16 protein-coding genes are annotated in these 22,329 nt (G+C 41.5%); 7 read left to right on the forward strand and 9 right to left on the reverse strand.

All coding sequences use genetic code 11. The features are described 5' to 3' along the window. Window position 1: 1 nt before the first annotated feature. The 7 genes from WC955_02510 to WC955_02540 are packed head-to-tail and all read right to left on the reverse strand — an operon-like array spanning window position 2 to window position 6,486. Window positions 2-676, reverse strand: coding sequence for a tetratricopeptide repeat protein (locus tag WC955_02510; protein MFA5857917.1), 675 nt, complete (start codon window positions 674-676; stop codon window positions 2-4). Continuing rightward, entirely contained in the window at window positions 673-1,692 is a 1,020-nt protein-coding gene (locus WC955_02515; GenBank protein ID MFA5857918.1) for a VWA domain-containing protein, read from the reverse strand. Before WC955_02515 ends, WC955_02510 begins: the two co-directional genes overlap by 4 nt. 27 nt (window positions 1,693-1,719) lie before the next feature. Continuing rightward, window positions 1,720-2,706 carry a VWA domain-containing protein gene (locus WC955_02520; protein MFA5857919.1) on the reverse strand — a complete coding sequence of 329 codons (987 nt, stop codon included), beginning with the start codon at window positions 2,704-2,706 and terminating at the stop codon, window positions 1,720-1,722. 1 nt (window position 2,707) lies between these two features. Next, window positions 2,708-3,664, reverse strand: coding sequence for a hypothetical protein (locus WC955_02525; GenBank protein MFA5857920.1), 957 nt, complete (start codon window positions 3,662-3,664; stop codon window positions 2,708-2,710). Beyond that, a complete protein-coding gene (locus tag WC955_02530; GenBank protein ID MFA5857921.1) occupies window positions 3,648-4,571 on the reverse strand; it encodes a hypothetical protein in 924 nt (307 codons plus the stop codon). Before WC955_02530 ends, WC955_02525 begins: the two co-directional genes overlap by 17 nt. 8 nt (window positions 4,572-4,579) lie before the next feature. Beyond that, window positions 4,580-5,458, reverse strand: coding sequence for a DUF58 domain-containing protein (locus WC955_02535; protein MFA5857922.1), 879 nt, complete (start codon window positions 5,456-5,458; stop codon window positions 4,580-4,582). A 38-nt stretch (window positions 5,459-5,496) separates the two neighbouring features. After that, window positions 5,497-6,486 carry a MoxR family ATPase gene (locus tag WC955_02540; GenBank protein ID MFA5857923.1) on the reverse strand — a complete coding sequence of 330 codons (990 nt, stop codon included), beginning with the start codon at window positions 6,484-6,486 and terminating at the stop codon, window positions 5,497-5,499. Between the two features lie 178 nt (window positions 6,487-6,664). On the opposite strand from WC955_02540, the gene WC955_02545 reads away from it, so the two are divergent. Genes WC955_02545 through thiE form a run of 5 tightly spaced genes read left to right on the forward strand, consistent with a single transcriptional unit; the run spans window position 6,665 to window position 17,481 of the window. Further along, window positions 6,665-12,970 carry a gliding motility-associated C-terminal domain-containing protein gene (locus tag WC955_02545; protein MFA5857924.1) on the forward strand — a complete coding sequence of 2,102 codons (6,306 nt, stop codon included), beginning with the start codon at window positions 6,665-6,667 and terminating at the stop codon, window positions 12,968-12,970. Then, window positions 12,967-14,358, forward strand: a complete 1,392-nt coding sequence (locus tag WC955_02550; protein ID MFA5857925.1) for a LysM peptidoglycan-binding domain-containing protein — start codon at window positions 12,967-12,969, stop codon at window positions 14,356-14,358. Before WC955_02545 ends, WC955_02550 begins: the two co-directional genes overlap by 4 nt. 13 nt (window positions 14,359-14,371) lie before the next feature. Then, window positions 14,372-15,553, forward strand: coding sequence for an ATP-binding protein (locus WC955_02555; GenBank protein MFA5857926.1), 1,182 nt, complete (start codon window positions 14,372-14,374; stop codon window positions 15,551-15,553). Further along, on the forward strand, window positions 15,546-16,865 hold the full coding sequence (locus WC955_02560; GenBank protein MFA5857927.1) for a response regulator: 1,320 nt from the start codon (window positions 15,546-15,548) through the stop codon (window positions 16,863-16,865). Before WC955_02555 ends, WC955_02560 begins: the two co-directional genes overlap by 8 nt. Window positions 16,866-16,869: 4 nt before the next feature. Further along, a complete protein-coding gene (thiE, locus tag WC955_02565; protein MFA5857928.1) occupies window positions 16,870-17,481 on the forward strand; it encodes a thiamine phosphate synthase in 612 nt (203 codons plus the stop codon). An 8-nt stretch (window positions 17,482-17,489) separates the two neighbouring features. Here thiE and WC955_02570 read toward each other — a convergent pair whose 3' ends face one another. Beyond that, window positions 17,490-18,020 carry a DUF2148 domain-containing protein gene (locus WC955_02570; GenBank protein MFA5857929.1) on the reverse strand — a complete coding sequence of 177 codons (531 nt, stop codon included), beginning with the start codon at window positions 18,018-18,020 and terminating at the stop codon, window positions 17,490-17,492. A gap of 10 nt (window positions 18,021-18,030) precedes the next feature. Next, complete coding sequence (locus tag WC955_02575; protein ID MFA5857930.1) at window positions 18,031-20,151, reverse strand: transglycosylase domain-containing protein; 2,121 nt, start codon at window positions 20,149-20,151, stop codon at window positions 18,031-18,033. Window positions 20,152-20,223: 72 nt separating this feature from the next. On the opposite strand from WC955_02575, the gene WC955_02580 reads away from it, so the two are divergent. Both WC955_02580 and murC read left to right on the forward strand, forming a co-directional pair. After that, window positions 20,224-20,937, forward strand: a complete 714-nt coding sequence (locus tag WC955_02580; protein ID MFA5857931.1) for a YggS family pyridoxal phosphate-dependent enzyme — start codon at window positions 20,224-20,226, stop codon at window positions 20,935-20,937. Beyond that, window positions 20,937-22,310 carry a UDP-N-acetylmuramate--L-alanine ligase gene (gene murC / locus WC955_02585; protein MFA5857932.1) on the forward strand — a complete coding sequence of 458 codons (1,374 nt, stop codon included), beginning with the start codon at window positions 20,937-20,939 and terminating at the stop codon, window positions 22,308-22,310. The genes WC955_02580 and murC overlap by 1 nt, the downstream gene beginning before the upstream one ends. Window positions 22,311-22,329: the final 19 nt, after the last annotated feature.

Here is a 22,329-nt window from a genome sequence, read left to right on the forward strand (position 1 = left end):
ATTACCAATCATTCCCAATAGAAGGTAGCTGGGGGGTTGACATTTTGCGTTTATCCTGTGCGTCTTTCTCCTGGTTTTCTAGTGCTTCTAACAAACGTTTAGCGTCTTCTTCGCTCATATCCTTCTTTTTTTGTTCTGGCTGCTGTTGTTCCTGTTGCTGTTCATTTTGTTTTTTTTCTTTATTATCCTGTTTCTGTTTCTGTTTTTGCTGTTGTTGTTGCTGTTTATTTTGTTGTTTCGCGTTTTCTTTGAGTTTGCGTTGCGCAAATTCAAGGTTGTATTTCGCGTCTTTATCGTTGGGGTTTAATTCCAGGGATTTAGTGTAGTATTGTATGGCGTCAACCAGGTTGTTCTGGCGGAATAGACAGTTGCCAGTATTGTAATACGCTTGTGATTGAAGTTTGATGTCTTTTGAGTTTATAGCTTTTTGGTATTCTACCTTCGCGTCGTCGTATTGTTCCTTTTTATATAACGCATTGCCGAGGTTGAAACTTACCTCCGCAGAGTCAGGTGCGCTGATCTGTGCGTCACGGTATGATTCTAATGCGCGGTCATAGTCTTTGTTGTTGTAATGATAATTCCCGCGGTTGATCTTTCCCGTTGCGGATGCGTTAAGTATTGAAGGGGTGAGTATCAATAAACTGATTAATAAAAAGGCGAGGATTTTGTTTGTCATACGTTCGCCTCCTTTTTTTCGGGTTTTGTTTCAGGTAATATGAGTTCTAATAATAATAATAGTAACGCAATGCCTAAGAAGTACTGGTAACGGTCTTCGTATTTACTGAACAATTTGCTTTGTAATTCCTTTTTTTCCATCGAGGATATATCGTCGTATATGCGCTGAACTTCAATGTCTCCGCCGGTAGCACGGTAGTACTTGCCTCCGGTGAGCATCGCAATTTTTTGTAGTGTAGTTTCATCGAGTTTGCTTACTACAGTACTACCTGATTTATCTTTTTTATATTCTAACAAATTACCGGCAGTATCGCGTATGGGTATGACTTCGCCTTCAGGGTTGCCAAAGCCTATGGTGTATATCTTAACCCCTTCACGTTTAGCAGCTTCCGCTGCTGCTAGCGGGTCGCCTTGATGATCTTCACCGTCGGTTAGGAGTACCAGTACTTTGTATTTCCTTTCTTTCTGGGAGAAAGATTTTGTTGCAAGTTGTATAGCTTCACCAATGGATGTCCCGGCCCGCGGGATCAGGGATGGGTCAATCAGGGATAATAACATCTTCGCAGCGTTATAGTCCAGTGTTAACGGGCATTGCATGAATGCAGTACCGGAGAACGCTATGATACCGATTCTGTCGCCCTGTAACTGGTTAACAAACATTGAAAGGTTATCCTTTGCTTTACGCATACGGTTTGGCGCAATGTCTTCTGCCAGCATGCTTGTCGAGCAGTCTATGGCGATTATTATGTCCACACCGTGGCGTTTGATATTGACCAGCCTGCTACCGATCTGCGGGCCTGCGAGGGAAAATATCAGGAAGAACGTTGTGGTGGTTAGCAGTACCGCTTTTATTATAAACCTTTCAGTTACTGCGTAATTAACCAGTCTTGATAACATTGTTGTGCTTGCAAACAGGTTAAGCATTTTCTTGCGGTTACGATTAACATAAACATAGAAGATAACCAATATAGGTATTAATACCAATAGTATTAAGTATCCGGGGTAATGAAAATGCATATATAGTTCCGTTAATCTCCTTTTATGTTATGGTATTTTACTTAGTACCGTGTTGCCTGTAACAATTGCGCTGAGTAAAAGTATCAATGCGGGTAGTAGGAAGTAGGTAAATAATTCACGGTATTCAGTATATTCCTGTACTTTAATCTCGGTTTTCTCAAGTTTATCGATCTGTTTATAAACTTCCACAAGTTTTTTTGCGGTAGTTGCGCGGAAGTATGAGCCGGAAGTTAGTTCCGCAATCTGGCTTAAGGTGTTTTCGTCAAGGTCTTCCTGGATGGTTACGTACTGCCTGCCAAAAACAGGGTGGTCAACAGGATATAACGACCCGCCCCGTGCGCCACAACCGATGGTGTATATTTTTACGTCTAGTGCCTGTGCGGCTTTTGCGGCGGTTAACGGGTCAATCTCGCCCATGTTACTTCGCCCGTCGGTGAGAAGAATGATGATTTTACTCTTCGCCTGGCTGTCTTTTAAACGGTTTAATGCAGTTACTATAGCAGTTCCTACTGCCGTACCGTCCATCTGTGTCATCCCGATCTCAACTTTATCAATAAAATCTACGATTGCGCCGTAGTCAACGGTAAGCGGGCATTGCGTAAATGCTAAAGCGGAAAACACAACGATTCCTATACGGTCATGTTTGCGTCCTTTAACAAACTCTTTTGCTGCTTGTTTGGCAGCGTCAAGGCGGTTGAGCGGTTTGAAGTCTAATGCGCGCATACTTGTCGATGTGTCGAGGCAGAGGATGATGTCTACCCCGCGGGTAGTGATTTCTTCAGTCTTTATCCCTGCCTGCGGGCGTGCAAGCGCTAAGATTATTAATACCACAGCGGTGAGTTTTAGTAAAAATAATATCATACGGGGAGGTAATTGTTGGCTTTTTAAGAGTTCTTTCCATAAATATAACGACGAATATTTTATTGATGCGGAACGATAGTATTTATTGTAATACCAGTAAAGCAGAGGAAGTAGGATTAAGAGTGATAAAACCCAAGTATTGGCAAATCGCATATTAAATCGGTACTCCATGTTTTGTGTTTTCCACTAGAGATACAGCAGTATTATAATCGGTATTTACAATATCGCCATCAGGAATGTACTTCGCAAATTTGACAAGGTCACAGTCATCAAGGAGTTCTTTGTATTTGGAGCAATACTTTTTATCTACAGCGCGGAGTTCCTGGAATATTTCCCATGTTGTACGTTCGATCGCTGCGATATTATACCGTCCTTCAATGTATTTACGGATAATGTCGGAGAGCAGGGTATAATATTGGCGGTAATTGCCGGTGGATAATAAATCAGACTCGTTTAATTTGCGTAATTGCGATAACGCAAGTTCATGCGGGGGTAAACCAGGAGTGGTTTCTTCTATAATGTTTTGAATAACAGGGCGGTTGTAGTAGAAGTACCAGAATAATAAGATCAGGGTCAATAACGGGATGATAGAAAACAGGATTTTCCAGATCTTTCCCATAGGAATATTTACGGGTGGTTTGATATCGCGGATATCATCTTCCAACCCTTCTTTATCAATTACACTTTCTACTAAAATGTATATCTCGCCGGTGGAGACCGTTTTTGTGCTATCGCTGACATCGAGGTATTCAATTGTCATTGAAGGGATAACATATTGTCCTGTAGTGAAAGTTGATAGTACAAACTTTTGTTCCGCAATATTGCGGTGCGGAGAAAATATGCCGCCTGATTTTTTAATGGGTTTTACTTGAAAATCTTTTATCTCAAACACGCCAAGGTGTGCACCCGGAGGGGGGATAAAAAACTTTATGTCATTGCTGTAGTTGTATTTTAGTTCGTAATTAAACTTATCCCCGATCGTTATTCTGTTACGGTCAATCTTTCCTTGAATTAAAACATCAGGTAACTTATTTGCGGTAACTGTCCCCGTAAAAAATGCGGGGAATATTGAAATAAGTGATATTAATAAATAATTATAGGCCGTTTTCATAGATTTCAACTTTTTCCGCTTGAATTAACCGGTTAAACAGTTCTTGTTGGAGTACACGGTACTTTTCTTCGGTTAGTTTTGAGATGATACCGGCACGTGATTCTTCAAAAGATTGAATTTTGTTATCCTTATTTTTTAACTCGTTTTTATGCGCCTGGTAGTATAATTCAATTTCTTTTTCCGTTGGTTTGCCTTTATCGCCGATCTCGTCTGATAGTACACGCTGAAGTATTACTTGACGTTTCCAGTATTCCAGTTGTTTGTTAAGGTCAGTATCACGGTCGTAGCCTTTACGTTTACCCGAAGATAGGAGTAAATCTTCTGCGATAAGTTGTTTTAATAATTCTGTTAGTTTATCTTTGGAATAACGCCCTGCTTGTTGTTGTAACTGCGGGGGTAAAAGACGGATATATTCGTCTAAGTCAGTCTTTGTAATAGTGCGTTTACCAACTTTTGCTATTACTGCGGAGGATGGTTTTTGTGTGCGGGTGTTCAGTGTAACATTTTGTTCAAGAAAACGTGCAGCATCATAAGACTTGCCGAGTTTTTCCATGCATCCAACTATTTTGTAATCTATATCGCTTGTTAGTTTAACATCATGTGCATAAACTTTTGCATGAAGATATAATGCTAGAGCGGATTCGTTATCCGCAAGATTATCCGCTTGAATATTTGCGGCAAGATAGTATATGTTAGCGGTTTCATTGCGCCCAGCCTTACCGGAATCAGCTAATGTTTTGTATTCCTCAACTGCTTGTTTGTATAAACCGGTTTCGATTAGTTTTGAGATATACCTTTTTTTAATTGTTAATAAGTTTGAGGATTTATTGTTTGAGACAATAATGTATCCTGTACCTGAGAGTAATAGAAAAGCCAGAATGATGTAACCAAAAATGTTGTTCTTCATAATTTGTTTCACCTATACCTTCGTTCCCTGACCTTAAAAAAGTTTAATAACGGTTTGACATAAGACTCTCCGGCGTTTAACGGAATAACGTCAACTTCTGCTGTTTTGAATAAATCTTTTATGTACGCAGCGCGGTTGTCCTTTTTTTCTTTAAACTTTGACATCAAAACAGCATCGTTGGTGTTGATGACCAAAACTTCACCGGATTCGTTATCTTTTAGTTCAATATTTCCGATACTTGGGATGGATTCTTCTTTCTCGTCAAAAATACGGATTGCTATGACGTCATGGCGGTAGCTTGTTACTTTCAGTGCTTTCTCAAACCCGTCATCGTTAAAGTCGGAGATCAGGAAGATTATTGATTTACGTTTCTGTACATCGTTGATATACTCTAAAGCTTGACGGATATTAGTTCCCGTGCTTTGTGGTTTGTAGAACAAGATTTCGCGGATTAGCCTTAGAATATGAGCCCTTGATTTTTTTGGGGGTATATATTTTTCGATTTTATCCGTAAAAACCAGGAGGCCTACTTTGTCATTGTTCCTTACTGCGGAGAATGATAATGCCGCTGTGATCTCCGCTGCAACTGCTGCTTTAGTTTTTAGTTTTGTACCGAAATCTGTTGAGCCGCTCATGTCAACAAGAAAGATTAATGTTAGTTCGCGTTCTTCAACAAACTTTTTTATATATGGATGTCCAAACCGTGCGGTGACGTTCCAGTCAATGCTGCGGATATCATCACCCGGTTGGTATTCGCGTACATCACTGAATTCCATGCCATGTCCTTTGAATACGCTGCTGTACTGCCCGGCAAAGGTGTCGTTAACAAGGCGTTTGGTGCGAATCTCAATCTTACGTATTTGATTCATTACTTCGCGTGGTATCATAGTGTATTTTATAACTCCTGTATGATCACCTGAATGGCTTATGGTACTTCTACAGTATCAAATACGCGTTTGACTATCTCATCGCTGGTGAGTTCTTCAGCTTCAGCCTCGTAACTTACAATTACGCGATGGCGTAAAACATCAAGGCCTATGGATTTAACGTCTTCCGGTGTGACATACCCGCGCCCACGGAGGAATGCGTGTGCTTTCGCTGTGATTGTAAGATAAATAGTTGCGCGTGGTGATGCGCCATAGGAAATTAGTGGTTTTAGTTCGTCAAGTTTGTATTTTTCAGGGTATCTTGTTGCAAACACGATGTCGAGGATGTAATTCTTGATTTTTTCGTCTACGTAAATGGATTCCACTACTTGACGTGCTTTGAGTATATCTGCTGGAGAAATTATTTTTGAAACTTTTGGTACACTGCTGCCTGTCATGCGTTCAAGTATAACCTTTTCTTCGTCCCGGGAGGGGTAGGATACTTTTAGTTTTAACATAAACCTGTCTACCTGCGCTTCAGGTAAGGGATATGTTCCTTCTTGTTCAATAGGGTTTTGGGTGGCTAAGACAAGAAAAGGGTCGTCAAGTTTATGTGTGCTGTCCCCTATAGTTACCTGTCGTTCTTGCATGCATTCAAGTAATGCGCTTTGTACTTTTGCGGGTGCACGGTTGATTTCATCCGCAAGGATAAGGTTTGAAAACACAGGGCCTTTTTTAACGGTAAAATTGCCGTTCTGCGGGTTATAAATGTTTGTTCCTATAAGATCAGCAGGGAGAAGGTCTGGAGTGAACTGTATCCGCTGAAATTTTGTCTGTATACAATCGGATAAAGTTTTTACCGCTAATGTTTTCGCTAAGCCCGGGACGCCTTCAAGTAATACATGCCCGTTACCAAGTAAGCCAATGAGTAAACGTTCAAGCGTGTACCTTTGCCCGACGATTACTTTGCCGATTTCAGTTAATAGTTCTTCGACAAATACGCTTTCTTTTTTTACTTTGTCGTTAAGTTCGCGGATTCCTTGTTCCATAAATTTACATACCTCCCAAATATAATCATAATTTTGTTGACTCAAAACATCTTATATTATTGATGCATGAACACCAATAAAAGTTTCAAAAATAATTGTGTTAAATTTTTAATATCTTAGCATAAAACTTATAAAGTTTAACAAAAAAACGGTTTTTTTCGTTATAATGTTTATTGTTATGACATATAAGAAATGGTTTGTTTTACTTTTTATAGTATCGGTGATATTCTGGTGGAACGGCTGGGTTTACAGCGCGGGTACTTGGGGGTATGAGTCAATTGATATTGTCGCTCAAACCGGGCAGAATACGTCAATACAGCTTGACTCTCTAGGGTATCCGCATATTGCATATTTTTATCAGAGCACGCAAACGGGTTATTATTTTATTAAATATGCAAAACTTACTGACGATGGATGGTTAACTTATGCGGTTGACGGGTCTACAAATCCGGCATCCGCGTATTACTGTTCTCTTGTACTCGATAGTTATGATATTCCTCATGTCGTCTATAAAGATTTAACAAGCAATGATATAAAATACGCGACGTTTAACAGTGGAATATGGATTATTGATGGTTCTGTGGATAGCACTACTAATAATGTCGGGGATTATCCGTCCTTAGCAATTGATTCCAACGGTTCTCCTCATATATCTTACTATGATGCTACAAATAAGAAGTTGAAGTATTCTTATTACAACGGTGCTGAATGGATACCTGCGGTGGTAGATAATGATACAGGTGCTGGGAAGTATTCAAGTATTGCCGTAGATACAAACTCGTATCCATGCATATCGTATTATGATGATGTTAATACAAATCTTAAAGTAGCACGGTGGAATGGTTCTGCCTGGCAGTTAAATATTGTCGACGGAACTGGATCAAATGTAGGGAAATCTACCTCCATAAAAATAAGTTCTAATACAGGGAATGTGTATATCAGTTATACTGATAGCGGATTAGGTGTTGGTGCTGCTGATGCGTTAAAATATGCAAAATGGAATGGTGTTATATGGTCAACTTATACACTCGATGCCGGGTTGAATATGGAACAAAACGAACAGTATAATGCTACGGATATTGATGTTGATGCAGATGGGCACCCGCATATTATCTGTTGGAACCGTGATTTTAATAATTTTAGGTATAACTATTATGATGGTGCAGCCTGGCAGAAGTATGGCATAGAAAACCTTACCCGCCCGATGGGGGCGTATCCATCGTTGGCGCTTGACAGCCTTGGGCGTGCGCATCTCAGCGGGTATGATTATTCTATCAGTACAAAAACGTTGATGTATTTGCATAATGACGAAACGCCGCCTGGTGCGATTGATACTTTAGATGGCTTGAATGCGAAATACGAAGGACAGTTGTTACTGAGATGGAATTCAACCGGTGATGATGGTAAGATTAATAAAATTCTTGGCGGGCAGTATCAGGTGAGGTATACTACTGCGCCTGAGGTTGCCTGGGATAATATTCCTTATTCCAACCGTGTTACGTGGTCTACTACTACTGCTCCTGGTGTGCAAAGTTATAAAATTATTGAAAATCTTGAATCCGGTGTTACTTATTATTTATGGATAAGGGTGATTGACCGTGTTGGTAATTTGTCAGGATTATCAAATAGAGCAACTGCGTGGGCACAGTTTGATATAACTCCGCCTGCGGCAGTTACTTCACTGGCTGTTGACCGGGCTGGGTGTATCGAAGGTGAGATCAATCTTACCTGGGTTTCTGTCGGAGATAGCGGGTATGAAGGGAATGTCAATGGTAAATATGAGTTAAAGTATTCCACTCAATCCTGGTATGACTACGATTTTGCTGCGTATACGGTTAGTTTAACAACTACAGGGGTTGTGCCTGGGACTGTGCAAATGGTAAAACTGAAGAATTTGTTGCCGGGGACAACATATTATTTTTGGGTGAAAACCCTGGATGAACGCCAGAACATGGCGCCTAAATCGAATAAGGTGTCCGGTTGGGTGCAGGTGGATATTACTCCTCCAAAAGTTGTGGAGGCACTTTCACTTAAGATAGTTGAGGATTATAAAAGTGAACGCACAGTGGTTTTAGGTTGGACTTATCCCGGAGATGATGGTACCACCGGTTCTATTGTCGGGGGAAAGTATCGCATAAAGTATTCATCAAACCCTGCAGTTAATTGGAGCCGTTACGAAATTGACCGGGCAACAACAGTTTTGTCAGGAGCTATGGGTTCACAATTGATTTCAGGGTTGAGGAATTCTACGAGTTATTACTTCTGGGTACGTGTGCTGGATGAACACGCTAATTCTTCAGATATTCCTCCGTGTACTACTTTCTATATATATCTCGATGTAACCCCTCCCGGAGTGATTACCAACTTGTATGCTGAGAGCGGGAGCAGGTCAGGGTCTATAATGTTGCGCTGGACCGCGCCGGGGGATGATGATTATGAGAATAATATTAACGGCGGGAAGTATATTATAAAGTACTCGTCATTATCCGCTGCAACGTGGAATAGCGGGGAGAATTATGTTTTATATGTCCCAACTAGTGTTTCGCAGGGTATGACTGTGATATATAACTTAACTGGTTTAACAATGAATTTTATGTATTACATACGGATTGTAACCCTGGATGAACGCGAGAATACAGGTTCTCCTCCGGATACAGCGGTTTCTGCGCTTGCAACCGCTGACCTTATATTTCCAGGAAGTGTTACTGACCTTCAGGCACTGACGGGAACTGAAGAGGGGGAAGTCGTCTTACGTTGGACCGCTCCCGGTGATGACGGTACTTACGGAGACCTGTCTGCTGGTTATTGGAGAATAACATGTTCTACGGCGCCGGAAGGATATCTTTGGACACATAACGAATACAATCTTGAGCTTGCAACTTCCGCAGTACTTGGTGAACAACAGGAGTTGAGGATAAGGAGACTGCTTAAGAGCGGTACCACCTATTACATACGGTTATGGGTGGGGGATGATACTCCGAATTGGTCATATGGGTCAAATATTTCTACCGCGCTGGCATTATCCGGTGAAGCGCCGATGGGGTTTGATACTTTGCAGGCATTGCCTGGGATTGATCAAAATCAGGTGAACCTGTCCTGGGTATTTACGGGTGATGATTATTATTCAAATGACCTTGAGTTTGGATGGTATGAATTTAAATACAGTAAGTCATCAACTGCTGCATGGTACGATGCTGAATACACAATGCTTATCACTACTTCATGCGTTTCAGGTTCATCGCAAAAAAAGGTTATCACCGGGCTTGAACCAAAATCTACGTACTACTTTTGGATACGAGTTGCAGATGAAGGATATAATTGGTCAGGTATATCAAACCGCGCAAGTTCGTGGGCACAATTTGATGATATTCCGCCTTCGCCTGTAGGAAGCCTTGTGGTTACAGGGTTAGCTGCGGGTAGTAAAATTCTGCTTTCATGGACGCCTCCGGGAGATTTGGATTATCAGGGAGTACTCATTCAGCGGCGTGCAGGATATTCTCCTTCAGCGCCTATACATAATGAAGTACGGTACTCTACCGGAGTATATCAGGAAAGTTTTATTATTTATATAGGCACAGAAACTAGTTTTGTGGATACTGATGTTATTGATTACACGACATATTATTACCGTGTCTACAGCTATGACGAGGTGCCGAATTATGGTATGACAATTGGATCTTCATATTCCTATGACACAATTGCTCCCGAACGTGTAATGGGATTTGGTATGATTCAAAATCCGCAAGGGAACGAACTTATGCTTTCATGGAGCAAAAACGCGGCAGATGATGTTGTAGCCTATAAAATATTTAGGTCAACTGATAATGATATTTTTGATCTTTATACAACAGTATCAGCTACAGTGACAGTGTATAGCGATCAGAGGTTAATTGACGGTAGGATGTATCACTATTATATAACTGCAATAGATGAGGCGGGGAATGAGAGTATGCAGAGTATGATACAGGGAGCTGCGCCGCAGGATACTGCTGCTCCAGAAAAGGTTTCAAATGTAATAATAGAAAGATTAGCGTTGGGTTATGCTTTTAAGATTTCATGGAGTTCATCAACTGCCGCTGATTTTGTGGAGTATACGTTATGGAGGAGTACGGATATTGTTGATACAGGACTGTTCAGGCCGGTTCTCTCAACACCGTATACGGTTTATACTGATAGCGGGTTAACTAACGGCGTGACATACTACTACATCATTCGCGCAAGAGATGAGGTTCCAAACGATAGTATGCCCTCGGATATTATTTATGACCATCCTGAGAAAGTAGTTCCGCCGGGTGATGTGTCTAACTTTACTGTTGTTAAATCATCAGCAGGGAATACACTTGTGCTCACTTGGATTAATCCAGGGGATATTGATTTTTTGAAGACGTCAATTGTATGCAGTACTCAAGGATATATAACAAACCTTTTCAGTGGAGGTATAATTTACGACGGTAAACGCACGGATTTTGTGCATACGAACCTTGAGGATAATGTTACGTACTACTACACTGCTATAAGTTATAATACAAGTTTTGTTTATACTGATGGAGTGTCAACCGCTGCGTATCCCCGTGATATCATGCCTCCGGAAACAGTGTCAGGGCTTAAAGTTACGGTTATACCTACCGGCCGTGAGTTAAGATTAGAGTGGTCTTCGTCAACAGCAAGGGATTTTCAGGAGTACAAACTTTATCGTTCCAGTAATAATTTGGAATTTGGTGTTGTAGCGGTGTCTACTATAAATCATTTTATCGATCTTTCGGTTTTTAATAGAGTGACCTATTATTATTACATTACTGCAGTTGATGAAGTTCCGAATGAAAGTATGAGGACTGATACAGTGTACGCAGTTGCATACGATACAGTTCCTCCTCAGGGGGTTGATTGGTTGTCATGCACACCGATGGTTGTGGAACGCTCTCTGAAAGTAGAATGGCAGCGCGGGGTGGATGATATGGAAGGATATTGGTTGTGTTATAATAAGACAAGGGTACCGCGTAATCCATCTGACGGTATGTTGTTATACATAGGGACAGGGACCGCTTATTTTATGTTTGACCCGGGAGAAGAAGCGCGGTATTACTTCAACGTTTTTGTTTTTGATGATTCAGGTAATTATTCAGTTGGTGTGTCTACGTCATATTATCTCGCAAATATCTTCGCTCCCCCAAAAGTACAAGGGCCGGTCTTAACTATAAATCAAAATGATGGAAGTCTTGTTTGGCAGCATAATACGGCATGGGATATGTCATATTTTCGTGTGTACCGTTCAACAGATGCGGCTGACGGGTATGTTATGATAGGAGTTGTGATAGATAAGGTTGAGTTCTATGATGAAAATATAGCTGAAGAGGTTACACAGTATTACAAAATATCGGCGGTAGATACCGCAGGGAATGAGAGCGTATTTTCTGATATTGTATACGGTTCACCGTCATTAGAACCTTTGCCTCCACTGGGGTTGAGGGTAACATCCAATGATGGGAGGTTTATCATTGCATGGGAGAATGTTACACATAACATAGACGGGTCGGTAATATCGGATCTAGGAAGGTACAAGATTTACAGAAGTAATTCTTTGAAAGGCCATTATACCGAAATTGCGGCAGTATCTTCCGGGACACTGGTGTTTAATACAGCAGATAGTTATCAGCCGGGCCAGAGTTTATATTACTATATCACAGCATGGGATATCTGGGGTAATCCCAGTGAAAAGTCACTGGTGATTGAAGTAACTTTTGAGATAAACCTTCTTGCAGTCAGCGATGATAACGTAGCAGTACTGCGATTGCCGAAGACTATGGCTGAAAAGTTGTACAAAGAAAATAATGCGTATCAGCAGGATATGGGGATAAGAGTATCGAAAAGGTTGATGGATGAAGTCGGATTGGTTTTGTATTCCTACGATTTTATTATTTTTAAACAAGACGGCGGGAAACTTGAGAACTATATATTTAATGAAAAAACTTCTCCGGCAAGAATAGATTTTTCGTATACCAACAACCTGCGCCGGGTAATAACAATTGCGTCAAGCCTGGGGAATAGTAACAGTGATGTCGAAAACTGGTTGTCAATCTTTTATAACAATGGTGTTGAGTATGTCAAACTGGGGAGTAAACTGGATCGTGTATTGCAGCTGGTATCCTGGCAGACTGACCGTCTTGGGACGTACCAGTTAAAGTATGCGGAACGCGGGAGTGATTTTGCAATAGCGTCAGTTGAGCCAAGAAAAGTGTTTACACCAAACGGTGATGGCTGGAATGATGAGTTCCGTATTAACGTTAATAATCCGCGGCAGGTGATAATCACAGGGAAAGTTTATGATCTAAACAGCAGGTTCATCGCAACTTTTAACAATATCGGGGATACGCTTGTGTGGGACGGGCGGGATTCTGAGAACAAACCTATGATACCCGGGATTTATATTTATCAGGTACAAGGGGAAGATAAGAATTTTAATGGGAGTATGGTAATTGCGAGATGAGGTTTAGAAACAGTAGTTTTATATTATTAATAACATTTAGTGTTTTAATAGCGGGTAAAATACTGGTGTACGCTGCGTTTGAGGATCCGTGCAGTAATGCGCGTGTACGCGCAATGGGGAATGCTTATAGCGCAGTAGGGGATGATATTAATTCGTTGATGTTAAATCCTGCGGGGTTAGGGCAAATGCATCGTAAGGAAATAACGGTATTTTATGGGCAGTTGCATACAGGATTGACACAGTTGGGAAGTTCGATCGGGCATGGGATGGTAAGTTATGTACAGTATCTTGAAGATATAGGTACATACGGTGTTGGCTGGGCAAATTTGGGGTTAGCCGATGCGTATCAGGAAAATACGGTTATACTTTCTTATGGCCGTAAGTTAGGGTCGTCGTTTTTTGCAGGTGCCTCATTAAAGTATTTACGGGTGGATTATGCACAGGATGGTTATACGTTAAGGGATCCTGTGTTTAATAGTAACACAAGAATGGGTGCCGGGAATGTAGGGGTGGATCTCGGGATATTGTCCAGGATGGATAGTAATTTTAGTTTTGGTTTATCCTTGCTTGATGTTAACCAGCCGAATATCGGAATTATAGAAACTGTTGGCGTACCGTTGACTATACGTGGAGGTGTTTCGTACCGTAATATGATAATTACCGCATGTGCGGATGTCGTTGTTCGTCAGGGAAATTATCAGCTTAACGCAGGGTTCGAAAACTGGATTGGCAATAATTTTGCGGTACGTACCGGATTGGGGATTGGTAACCGTGATTACCGCGAGGTAAGCGCTGGGATCGGGTATATCACGTCGCTTATGTCGTTCGACTATGCGTTTACTTATCCGCTAGCCGGTATACAGGGTGTTATGGGTACACATTTGTTGTCAGTAACTTTGAGTTTCGGGTACCGTTTACCTATAGAAGAACGGATAAAATATCATTTTGGTATGGCGTCAGAGTATATCAAAAACCAGGAGTATGAACTTGCAATTGTTGAATACCGCAGGGTTTTACAGCTTGATCCGTGGAATAAAGTCGCGGAGGAAGGGATATCTTCAGCCCACGCTAAAATGCGTGAAAGTGAACAGTTCCTGAAGGAAGCGTTAGAGAAAGCGAGGCAGTCAGCTGAGGATGCTACCCGTGCGGCGGAGGAAGCGCAGAGACAGGCGGAGCAAATGGGGAAGGTTAAAGTTTTGCAGGTGGAACGGCCTAGAGAAACAGATTCCGGGCCAAGGACGTATGTTGTCCGGCAAGGTGATACTTTGCAGTCAATAGCAGAAGAATTGTATAATAACCCGCAAAAGTGGATGGAGATATACGAATTGAATAAAGATAAGATTATTAAGGGGAACATCACGCCCGGTGATGTTTTGATATTACCATAGAAATAGGATGTAAATGGTTGATGATAAGGATTCTATAAACGCAAGGCAGGTTGAAAGATCTGAAAAACTTATTTCCGAATTACGGGAAGAACGTAAACGGCTGGAGATGCGTTTTATGCTCGATATACAGGAGAAAGATAGAGAAAACGCAAAACTTAAGGGTGAACTTGCTTCTATCCGAATTCGTATGCTGGAAATGGAACACCAGTTAAAATATCTTGAAACACGGAAGTTGAGAACACAGGAGGAAGTAGAGCAGGAATTAAAAAAACTGGAAGAAGAAGTTATCAAACGTGAACGCCGGTGGTGGGAGTCTAAACTTTCTGAGATGGAACGTTTGGTAGAACAGAGGGTGGAATCAAAGGTGGTAGAGAAGGAGAAGGATGCGTTACGTTTTGAGGTACAGAAAAATGAACTTGAAAAGATTGTTAATGAATTGAATTCTCAGACACAGGCAATGGAAGCAAAAAATGTTGCAATTAAGGATGGTTTTGCGAAGCTTATCTATAAACGAAACGTTGAGACTGTAACACTGCTCCGCGACTATATGAAAGGGATAGAGCATAGGTTGCGCAATTTCCTGGGGGTTATACTTACTATTGGCCAGAGCGAGGTAAAAAGTGTACGTGAGAAGAAACATTCAGAACCATGGAAAACTGTTGTCCGGCAATCTGAAACTATCGCGGGTTTATTTTCTAACCTTGATAACATTCTGCCGAAAACAATCCCTGCATTCCGGGAGTGTAACCTCTCAAAAATAGTTGAGGATATAGTTAGGGATATGGAAGATAGTGTTAAGGATACCGGTATACGGGTATTCAAGCTCTACAACGCTGATGATTTGCCTCTTATCTGTGCAATACCTGAAATGATACGTAAACTTGTAGAAAATATTGTACTCAACGCTCGGGAGGCGATAGTTGATAATACCGGCGAACTTACGGTAATGATGATGTATGTTAAACAAGAGGATGTTATTGTAATAAAAGTGATAGATTCCGGTGCGGGTATGCGTGATGTTGAGAATATGTTTCACCCGTTTTTTTCTACAAAACAAAACAGGTTGGGGTTAGGTTTATTCATTGCAAAATGGGTGGTTGATCTTCATAATGGAGAGATTAAAGTTGAACTGAACAAAGAAAAAGGTACTACGGTAAGTGTTAGCCTGCCGGTTAAAGGGGTTAAGATTGGCTAAGATACTTATTATCGATGATGAGCCGGATTTTACGTGGTCAATCTCTAAACTGCTGCAAGCCGAAGGGTACCGCACACTTGTCGCGAATGATGGTATTGCAGGGTTGGAACTTGTAACTAAAGAACGGCCGGATCTTATCCTTTTGGATTTTCGTTTGCCAATAATGGATGGGGAACAGATACTCGAAAAAATACGTGAGAAAAACAAAACGGTGCCTGTAATCATGGTTACCGGATATCCGGATACTGAAACTGCGGTTAAACTACTGAAAAAAGGTGCGAGTGATTATATTAATAAACCGTTTGAGAATGCAAAACTGATAAAAATTGTGTACGATATTTTGAGAAAACCGCAGGAATTGCCTAAGGAAGTGTCTGTTCCCAGGAGATTAGGGATATTTTTTTGGTTAACCTCACTGGTGTTTCTCCTCGCAGTATCATACTTTACGGTGTCTGTGATGAACCAAAAAGAGAAGTTGTTTGTTTTTGATGTGAACACTACACACATTGCAGGTATGTTTTGGGAAACTACGGAGGATAATACCAGAAATGAACCCGGAGTTAGGGGATATCTTTGGCTGGCGGATTGGTATAACCAAAAAGTGTACCGCTACAAAGTTACATCCATCACTGAACGCATGGTATCTGCTAATGTTGAAATTTATGAACTTCCCGGTGTGCATCCTGTTGGGTTGGTAGTGACACGTAATTCTTTGTGGATCTGTGATTCATGGTCAAAACGTGTTTTCCAGTACACCATAAAACCTGTGTTTACTAAGATCAATGAGTATGTCCTGCCGGGATATAGTCCGACGGGGTTAGGGTTTGATGGTACAGATCTGTGGTCATGTGATACGTCAATGAGAGCATTATTCCGTCATAGGATTGATAGTGACCTTACGCTTATAGGTTCATACCGCAGCCCGGGTGAGATGCCTGTGGGGGTCGGATGGGACGGTGAAAACATATGGTCTGTTGATGCGGGAAATAGAAGAGTGTATATCCATGACGTAAATAAGCGTATGGCTATTATTAAAACCATCGGGCTGGAAAAAATACCAATTATAATGCAGCCGATCTCCGGGTTTACAGTGTTTAATAACAGTGTATGGATAACTTATGAAAGTGTTGGTAAGTTATTTCAGTTAAAATATGATGTTAATTTGATACAGCAGTATATGAAGTTTGCATCACAATGGTGGGTGAGAAGTAATGTTTCATTCATAAAAATAATTGGTAATGATAAGAATACAAAACAAGGTAAGGTAACAGCTAATAAGAAGTTGAAGAAAAACAGAAACGGAAAGAAGTAGGGTAGTGGAAATAAAGGGATACTACTTTATTACTGACACTGGATTGAGTAAAAAAGGTAATCTTGAGGATGTAACGGCAGCAGTTTGTGCCGGTGTCAGAGTCGTACAGTACCGCGAGAAGGGATTAACAAATTCCATAAAACTGGATGAAGCGCGTAAACTGCAGAATATCTGCTCAGGGAAGTGTTTGTTTATTATCAACGACGATGTTGAACTAGCAGTTAAAATCGGTGCTGATGGTGTGCATGTGGGTCAAATGGATATGATTTACAGCGAAGTTAGGGTGTTGATGGGTAAAAACAAAGTTGTTGGTGTTACCGTTCATAATCTTGAGGAAGCTGTTGCTGCTGAACTTGCAGGTGCTGATTATCTGGGAGTATCTCCTGTGTTTCCTACAACCACAAAAGTTGATGCCGGGAAGCCGGGTGGGGTTGAACTCGTAAGATCTATCCGGCGGGTAGTTAAAGTTCCAATTGTTGCTATCGGCGGGATAAGTATTGGTAATGCCAGTGAAGTCATTGCTGCAGGTGCGGATGCGATATGCGCGATCTCGGCAGTGGTTGCTTCCAACGATGTTGCTGTGGAGATCATTAAGTTTCAAAGGTTGTTTAAATAACAACCTTGTTATGCCCTGTCAAAAAAAATGTTTTTACCGGTTATAGATAAAGGTATGCCAAAGATAATCCCAGCATCGTCGCCAAGGAGTTTCATTTTTCTTGCAGCGTAACCGACGCTGTACATTACACGATTATCTATGTGGTGTACCCCGGCAATCGCACAGGCTGATCCTATTGCCAGGCCAAGATCATGCGCGGCGTATATACACTGTGCACGGTGTTGCTTTGCTTGTTCGCAGGTAGGCCACCCGCAGAAACTGCAGTTAAGGTCATAATACGCAAATTTTGTTCCAAATAAAAGTAGTGCCATACATTTACGTATACCCTGTGCGTCGCGGGTCATTACTTTTACGCGGTTGGGTTCTTCTGCCGCGATTTGTTCCATAACCTTCGCAATTTGCTCTTTCTCCGTATCTTCAGTAATTATTGCGTATAACAGGTTATCCCGTCCCCGCGCTTTTGGTGCGGTACGCGCTGCCGCGCACATTAGTTCCGCTATGGTTGATGCTGCATTTTTTTCAATTCCGGAATTTTTCATAATTTGTTTTTTAAAACCCCAATTCTTGGTCTATTTCATCTTCTGCTGTTGTGCTCTGTAATAAGTCTGTATTTAATGAAAACATTTTTGGTTCCGTCCCGCGGAGGAAGGATTCAAGGTGCGCTTTTGGTGTATTTGGTAACGCGAGTAAGCCGGTCTTTGGGTCGACTTTCGCAAATACTATGCGGTCAGGTACCGTAAAGTTCTGGATCGGTTTATCTTTTAATACGTCTTTCATGAACTTTGTCCAAATCGGGCATGCGAGCTCACCGCCTGTCATCCCTGAACCTAATGACCTGCAGTCGTCATAGCCCACCCAGATACCGCAGACAAGGTCCGGGGTGAATCCCACAAACCATGCGTCAGTATAATTGTTTGTGGTGCCAGTTTTTCCCGCAGCGGGGCGTTCAATATAATGCGCTTTGTATCCTGTCCCGCGGTCAATCACGCCTTTCAGCATGTTGCCTACAATAAAGGATGTTTGTGCGGATAAAACTTCAGTTTCCATAGGTACGTTTTCTTCAAGTACGCGTCCGTCGTGGGTTTCAACTTTTGTAATACCGTACGGTTCCGCGCGGATACCGTGGTTGGCAATAACACCGAACGCGTTGGTTAGTTCAATCAGGGTTACTTCGTTGGTACCCAGTGCGATTGAAAGGTTTGCCTGTAGGTGGCTTTTTATCCCGAGTTTACGCGCTGCCTGTACAACTTTCTGCGGGCTAATCTGGCGTGTAAGTTTTACGGCACTGACATTCAAAGATTGTTCCAATGCTTTTCTCACGGTAATTTTGCCGTAATATTTTCGTCTGTAATTTTTAGGCGACCACGGTTTCTGTAAATCTTTTGGTAAATTTTCAAGTAACGGGTTGATTGGTTCATCAACAACAGTAGTGGTGTCTTGTATAACAGTCATATCTAATGGTTCCCAGTCATGGCCGTTGAATTTGTAGGTTGCCGCTGAATCGTCGATTGTATCCGCAGGGGTGATGCCGTTTTCTATCGCTGCAGTGAAGACAAATAGTTTAAATGCCGATCCTGCTTGTCGCCGTGCCTGTGTTGCGCGGTTAAACTGTGATTTTTTGAATGAACGCCCGCCGATCATCGCACGGATTTGGCCTGTCACAGGGTCAATTACTACTAGGCTGCCTTGTACAGGTAAAGTTCCGGTACCGTGAGTGACTTCATATTCTAAAAGTTTTTCTTCCATAACAGTTTCCGCAAGCATCTGTGCTTCAAGATTGAGAGTGGTATATACCTTTAAGCCGCCGCGGTTTATCATATCAGTACCGTACCGTTCATCAAGTTGCTGGCGGAGGTATTCAATAAAGTATGCGCCGATACCGCCTGTTTTACCGAGGTTGACTGTTTGAATGGGGTAAGCTTTGGAATCTTCCAGCATTTTTTTGTCTATCAAGTTCAGGGTTTTCATTCGGTAAAGAACGGTCTCCCGTCGTTTTGTTGCGCGGTCGACGCTGCTAAACGGTGAATAACTTCCCGGCCTGCGGATTAAGCCCGCAAGTAATGCGCATTCCGCAAGGTTTAATGATTGTACGGGTTTACCAAAGTATGCACGTGAGGCGGATTCCACGCCGTAGGAGTTAGCGCCAAAGTATATTTGGTTAAGGTACATCTCAAGGATTTCTTGTTTTGTAAAAGCGATTTCCAGCCGTATTGCAAGGAAAAGTTCTTTGATTTTACGTGTCATTGTGCGTTTGTGGGTAAGAAACATAACTTTTGCGAGTTGCTGTGTTATAGTTGACCCTCCTTGGCCAACTCGTCCGGATATTATGTTTAAGACTGCTGACTTAATAATTCTTGAAAAATTTAAGCCCCAGTGTTTATAAAACAAATGGTCTTCTGTTGCAATAACTGCGTTTTGTAAATCTACAGGGATTTCGCTTAAAGGTACGTATACTCTGTGTTCAATGTATAACTCGCTGATAATTTTGTTGTTAACATCATAAAACCGGGTTGTGAGGTTAGGGTTGTACTGTTGCATGTTTTCTATCGGAGGAAGTTCAGAGATTAAGTGCCGCAGAAATATGCCTGTTAGTATCATCAATATCAGTATTGATGAATAGATGATACGCGCATATTTTGATGGCTTACTGCTCCTGCTGTTATTGTTCATAAACAGTTATATTATCATATTATTGAAAAATAGTTTAGTAAAGAAAAATTGTTGTATAATAATTGTTTAATAATGAATAATATAAAGAATAATTTAAGAAATATTAATATACGTATTAATGCAGCAACTGAAAAAGTTGGGCGTAAACCTGATACCGTTAAACTTGTCGTCGTAACTAAAACTGTGGGGATTGATGAAATTCAAGTAACCGCAGAGACGTGTCCTGAAATAAAATATTTTGCGGAAAACCGTGTAAAACAGGCGGTAGAACGTGTTGATGTATTGAATGATTACTTTGCCAAACAGGGTTTATCATGGCATTTTATAGGGCATCTTCAGACAAATAAGGTTAAATACGTGGTTGGACGGTTTGAGCTTATTCAGTCAGTGGATAGTGAACGGCTAATCCGCGCAATATCGGAACATGCAGTAAAAAAAGGTATCATCCAGAAGTGTTTGCTTGAACTTAAAATCTCTGAGGAAGAATCAAAGAATGGTTTGGATGAAAAGGGGTTAATTGAATTATTGCCTAAAATATCTGGTATCCCGGGGATTAGTATTCTTGGATTGATGACAATGGCACCGTTTTTTGATAACCCTGAAAACACAAGGACGTATTTTCAATACGCAAAGGGTGTGTTTGATAGATTAAAAAATGTGTATACGCTTCAATTTCCGGGGTTTGATATTCTATCAATGGGTATGAGTAATGATTATACAGTGGCTGTGGAGGAAGGGTCTACTATGGTCCGTCTGGGGACCGCGGTTTATGGAGAAAAAAACTGATGTTTGAAAAAATTAAACGTATCCATTTTGTCGGTATTGGCGGTGCTGGGATGTCAGGTATTGCTGAAGTGCTGCTTAATCTCGGGTATATCGTTACCGGGTCTGATATTAAGGACAGTACTGTTGTACAGAGGTTAAAGAAATGCGGGGCAAAAGTTCTTATCGGGCATAAAGGTTCAAACATCGGTGCTGCGCAGGTAGTGGTGGTTTCCACAGCGATTGACCGTTCAAATCCTGAAGTTTTGGCAGCGGAACGTTTAAAAGTGCCGGTGATACCAAGGATTGAAATGCTCGCGGAGATCGCGAGGTTAAAATATGCGGTTACAATAGCGGGGACACACGGGAAAACGACAACAACGTCGATGATTGGGATGGTTCTTTCCGCTGCGGGGCTGGATCCTACTCTTGTGGTAGGAGGGCGTGTACGCGGGATTGATACCGGTGCGAAGCTTGGGCATGGGGAATATATTGTTGCTGAAGCTGATGAGAGCGACGGGTCATTTCTAAGGCTTAATCCTACTATAGCTATTGTTACGAATATTGATGATGACCATCTGGATTACTATCATACGTTTACACGGTTAAAATCTTCATTTGTGGAATACCTGAATAATGTTCCGTTCTATGGATGCGATATTATCTGTACGGACAATGCGGTTGTACGGTCGGTAATACCAAAACTTCATCGCAAGGTTTATACTTACGGGCTTGAATCTCAGAAGTATTCCGTGGATTTCACAGCAGAAGATATTAGGTATACTACCCGCGGGGCGGAATATGTTGCGGTTTATAAAAACAAAAAAATTGGACGTGTGAGTTTGAACCTCATGGGTGCGCATAACGTTACAAACAGTCTTGCTGCAGTGGCTACCGGTACAGTGCTTGACGTGAAGTTTAAGAAAATACAGTCTGCGCTTGAGGATTTTCGCGGGACAGAACGCAGGATGCAGTTTATGGGTGAACGTAAAGGCGTGACGTTTATTGATGATTACGGGCATCATCCTACGGAAGTACGCGCTACGGTCTCCGCGTTGAGCCAGTCTATGAAAAAAGGAAAACGGTTATTTGTAATTTTTCAACCCCACAGGTATTCACGGACACAGTTATTAGCGGAAAAGTTCGGGCCTGCGTTTAAGCAAGCCGGGTTTGTGGTATTGACCGATATTTATGCTGCGGGGGAAAAGCCGATCAAGGGTATTACATCAGATATTATTTATAAATCTTTGCAGAAAGCAAAAGTCGATACTCTTTATGTTCCGCTTGAGAGGGTTGTGATCGAAGTTGTTAAACTCGTGAGAGAAGGCGATGTGGTATTAACCCTTGGTGCGGGGGATATTTTTAAATATAACCATCTGATCCAGGCGGCATTATAAAAAATGGTAACCATTGGTA

This window comes from Elusimicrobiota bacterium (assembly GCA_041658405.1).
GTDB lineage: Bacteria > Elusimicrobiota > UBA5214 > JBBAAG01 > JBBAAG01 > JBBAAG01.

Bases quoted from the DNA above. Each gene is read 5' to 3' on its own strand.
- WC955_02570 (MFA5857929.1), bottom strand. From the start codon at position 18,020: ATGAAAAATTCCGGAATTGAAAAAAATGCAGCATCAACCATAGCGGAA.
- WC955_02545 (MFA5857924.1), top strand. From the start codon at position 6,665: ATGACATATAAGAAATGGTTTGTTTTACTTTTTATAGTATCGGTGATA.
- WC955_02555 (MFA5857926.1), top strand. From the start codon at position 14,372: ATGGTTGATGATAAGGATTCTATAAACGCAAGGCAGGTTGAAAGATCT.
- WC955_02575 (MFA5857930.1), bottom strand. From the start codon at position 20,151: ATGAACAATAACAGCAGGAGCAGTAAGCCATCAAAATATGCGCGTATC.
- WC955_02535 (MFA5857922.1), bottom strand. From the start codon at position 5,458: ATGATACCACGCGAAGTAATGAATCAAATACGTAAGATTGAGATTCGC.
- WC955_02550 (MFA5857925.1), top strand. From the start codon at position 12,967: ATGAGGTTTAGAAACAGTAGTTTTATATTATTAATAACATTTAGTGTT.
- WC955_02515 (MFA5857918.1), bottom strand. From the start codon at position 1,692: ATGCATTTTCATTACCCCGGATACTTAATACTATTGGTATTAATACCT.
- WC955_02540 (MFA5857923.1), bottom strand. From the start codon at position 6,486: ATGGAACAAGGAATCCGCGAACTTAACGACAAAGTAAAAAAAGAAAGC.
- WC955_02525 (MFA5857920.1), bottom strand. From the start codon at position 3,664: ATGAAAACGGCCTATAATTATTTATTAATATCACTTATTTCAATATTC.
- murC (MFA5857932.1), top strand. From the start codon at position 20,937: ATGTTTGAAAAAATTAAACGTATCCATTTTGTCGGTATTGGCGGTGCT.
- WC955_02510 (MFA5857917.1), bottom strand. From the start codon at position 676: ATGACAAACAAAATCCTCGCCTTTTTATTAATCAGTTTATTGATACTC.
- WC955_02580 (MFA5857931.1), top strand. From the start codon at position 20,224: ATGAATAATATAAAGAATAATTTAAGAAATATTAATATACGTATTAAT.
- WC955_02520 (MFA5857919.1), bottom strand. From the start codon at position 2,706: ATGCGATTTGCCAATACTTGGGTTTTATCACTCTTAATCCTACTTCCT.
- WC955_02530 (MFA5857921.1), bottom strand. From the start codon at position 4,571: ATGAAGAACAACATTTTTGGTTACATCATTCTGGCTTTTCTATTACTC.